Below are 2,847 nucleotides of genomic sequence, written 5' to 3'. Positions count from 1 at the left end.
CAGCTGAGCTAATCGACCTGGGCTTACTCATTGTACTAACTGTTATTCTCTTTAGCAGAGAATGGTGGTCGATACTGGGCTCGAACCAGTGACCCCCTCCTTGTAAGGGAGGTGCTCTCCCAGCTGAGCTAATCGACCTGGGCTTACTCATTGTACTAACTGTTATTCTCTTTAGTAAGAGAATGGTGGTCGATACTGGGCTCGAACCAGTGACCCCCTCCTTGTAAGGGAGGTGCTCTCCCAGCTGAGCTAATCGACCTGGGATATAACTTAAATTTTGTAAGATGGTGGTCGATACTGGGCTCGAACCAGTGACCCCCTCCTTGTAAGGGAGGTGCTCTCCCAGCTGAGCTAATCGACCTGGGCATTCTTACAATAAAATATTCACATCATCAAAAAGATGGTGGTCGATACTGGGCTCGAACCAGTGACCCCCTCCTTGTAAGGGAGGTGCTCTCCCAGCTGAGCTAATCGACCTGGGAATACTTTAACAACGTTGTTTTTAGATAAGCTTCATCTAGTTAGATGGTGGTCGATACTGGGCTCGAACCAGTGACCCCCTCCTTGTAAGGGAGGTGCTCTCCCAGCTGAGCTAATCGACCTGGGACTTATCTAATTTTAACAACTATATTCTATTCAAAATAAAATATGGTGGTCGATACTGGGCTCGAACCAGTGACCCCCTCCTTGTAAGGGAGGTGCTCTCCCAGCTGAGCTAATCGACCTCGCTGCGTGGGGCCGTATTATAGGGGGGAACGATCTACTGTCAACGCTTTTTTAGATAAAAGGTGGTGCGCGGTTCAATTTTGCACGTATTGAAGCATAGTTAATCATTTCCGTCACGTAGCGTTGGGGGAAGTGATCAAATTTAGGCTTAATCATATTAGCGTGTTCGAATGAAAATGGTATATTTTGAGAGTGAAACGGATCTAATTTACGGAGATTAACGATTAATGGTGCAGGATAAAGTTAATCATTTTTTATTGAAGGAGGGCTAAAGACGGATAAAAGTCAGTCTAGTGCTTAAAAGTGTCATTTCGGCCACAAAAATTGCCATATAGTAGCAGAACTATTTTCCCTGACCGCTTTGGCTGTTAGAATGTGCGCCACATTCATTGGTACAGTCTATTATTTAGACTTTCTATATTAGGTCAGTGTCCCATTATGACAATTAAGACGCGTTTTGCACCAAGCCCTACTGGTTTCCTACACGTTGGTGGTGCTCGAACAGCACTTTATTCATGGTTATATGCACGTGCAAACCAAGGCGAATTTGTATTACGAGTAGAAGATACAGATATTGAACGTTCTACACCAGAAGCATGTGCTGCGATTCTAGAAGGGATGGAGTGGTTAGGTTTAAACTGGGATGAAGGTCCTTATTATCAAACTAAACGTTTCGACCGTTATAACGAAATCATAGCTCAAATGTTAGAGCAGGGCAGTGCATATAAGTGCTATTGCAGCCGCGAACGTATTGAACTGATGCGTGAAGAACAGGCCGCTAAAGGTGAACAGCAGAAGTATGATGGTTGTTGCCGTTATAAAGCGCCTCGTGATACTGATGAACCATTTGTGATTCGTTTTAAAAACCCGACAGAAGGCAGCGTTGTTTTCAATGACCACGTACGTGGGCGCATTGAAATATCAAATAGCATGTTAGACGATTTGATCATAGCTCGTACCGAAGGTACACCTACTTATAACTTCTGTGTTGTCGTTGATGATTGGGATATGGGTATTACGTGTGTTGTTCGTGGTGAAGACCATATCAATAACACACCGCGTCAAATCAACATTTTGAAAGCGCTTGGTGCCCCGATCCCTGAATATGCTCATGTGGCGATGATTTTAGGTGATGACGGTGCTAAGTTGTCAAAGCGTCATGGTGCCGTTGGCGTTATGCAATATCGTGACGATGGCTATTTGCCTGAAGCACTGCTTAATTACCTGGTTCGTTTAGGTTGGTCTCATGGTGATCAAGAAGTTTTCTCTATTGATGAAATGAAGCAACTCTTTAAGCTCGATGATATCAATAAAGCAGCTTCTGCCTTTAACACCGAAAAGTTGAATTGGTTGAACCAGCATTATATTAAAGAGATGGATCCAGAATATGTAGCTTCTCATCTTGAGTGGCACATGGCGGATCAAAATATAGATACCAGTAATGGCCCTAAATTAGCTGAAGTGGTTACAGCACTATCTGAACGTGCAAAAACGTTAAAAGAACTTGCGGCGTCTAGTCGTTACTTCTTTGAAGACTTTAGCGACTTTGACGAAAACGCAGCTAAGAAGCATCTTCGAGGCGTTGCAATGGAGCCTCTTAAACTTATTCAGTCAAAATTATTACAACTGGAAGAGTGGAGTGTAGAGGCTATTCATCAAGCAATTGAAGATACCGCCAGTGAATTAGAGGTAGGAATGGGCAAAGTGGGAATGCCTTTACGCGTAGCGGTTACAGGCGCGGGTATGTCACCAGCTGTCGATCTAACCTTATTCTTGGTTGGAAAGGCTCGCTGTGAACAAAGAATCTCCAAAGCGATTGAATTTGTAGCAAATAGAATAAATTCCTAAAAAACGAGTTGACACTTTTGGGTGTGCTGCATAGAATGCGCCACGCAGTTGAGACACTGGTAGCAAATGCTTATAGTGCACTCAAAGGTGATTTAGTTAGTGAGGGGCCTTAGCTCAGCTGGGAGAGCGCAACACTGGCAGTGTTGAGGTCAGCGGTTCGATCCCGCTAGGCTCCACCAATTAACTAATCTTAAGCGTTGAATCTTAGCCTACAGGATTTAATGAGTATTCACTCTTTGCAGAGTCTAATGCAGTCCGGGTCCCCTTCGTCTA

General features: G+C 44.1%; 1 protein-coding gene and 7 tRNA genes. 2 read left to right on the top strand and 6 right to left on the bottom strand.

The window, feature by feature from the left end; translation table 11 throughout:
• Positions 1-62: 62 nt before the first annotated feature.
• The 6 genes from CXF82_RS01085 to CXF82_RS01060 all read right to left on the bottom strand — a co-directional run bounded on the left by CXF82_RS01085 (position 63) and on the right by CXF82_RS01060 (position 725).
• Positions 63-138, bottom strand: a tRNA-Val gene (locus CXF82_RS01085).
• 45 nt (positions 139-183) lie between these two features.
• Positions 184-259 (bottom strand) — tRNA-Val (locus tag CXF82_RS01080).
• Positions 260-285: 26 nt separating this feature from the next.
• A tRNA-Val gene (locus CXF82_RS01075) sits at positions 286-361 on the bottom strand.
• Between the two features lie 40 nt (positions 362-401).
• A tRNA-Val gene (locus CXF82_RS01070) sits at positions 402-477 on the bottom strand.
• 49 nt (positions 478-526) lie between these two features.
• Positions 527-602, bottom strand: a tRNA-Val gene (locus tag CXF82_RS01065).
• A gap of 47 nt (positions 603-649) precedes the next feature.
• A tRNA-Val gene (locus CXF82_RS01060) sits at positions 650-725 on the bottom strand.
• 439 nt (positions 726-1,164) lie between these two features.
• Here CXF82_RS01060 and gltX point away from each other — a divergent pair.
• Together gltX and CXF82_RS01050 are read left to right on the top strand one after the other, a co-directional pair.
• Entirely contained in the window at positions 1,165-2,574 is a 1,410-nt protein-coding gene (gltX, locus tag CXF82_RS01055; RefSeq protein ID WP_102043528.1) for a glutamate--tRNA ligase, read from the top strand.
• Between the two features lie 103 nt (positions 2,575-2,677).
• Positions 2,678-2,753, top strand: a tRNA-Ala gene (locus tag CXF82_RS01050).
• Positions 2,754-2,847 lie beyond the last annotated feature (94 nt).

The organism is Shewanella sp. GutDb-MelDb, from assembly GCF_002836075.1.
GTDB lineage: Bacteria > Pseudomonadota > Gammaproteobacteria > Enterobacterales > Shewanellaceae > Shewanella.
Note: the sequence above shows the minus strand (reverse complement) of the source record. Positions and strands in the feature narration are given on the sequence as shown.

What these genes read in the sequence shown, in the direction of transcription:
- gltX (WP_102043528.1), top strand. Translation starts at nt 1,165, where the DNA reads ATGACAATTAAGACGCGTTTTGCACCAAGCCCTACTGGTTTCCTACAC.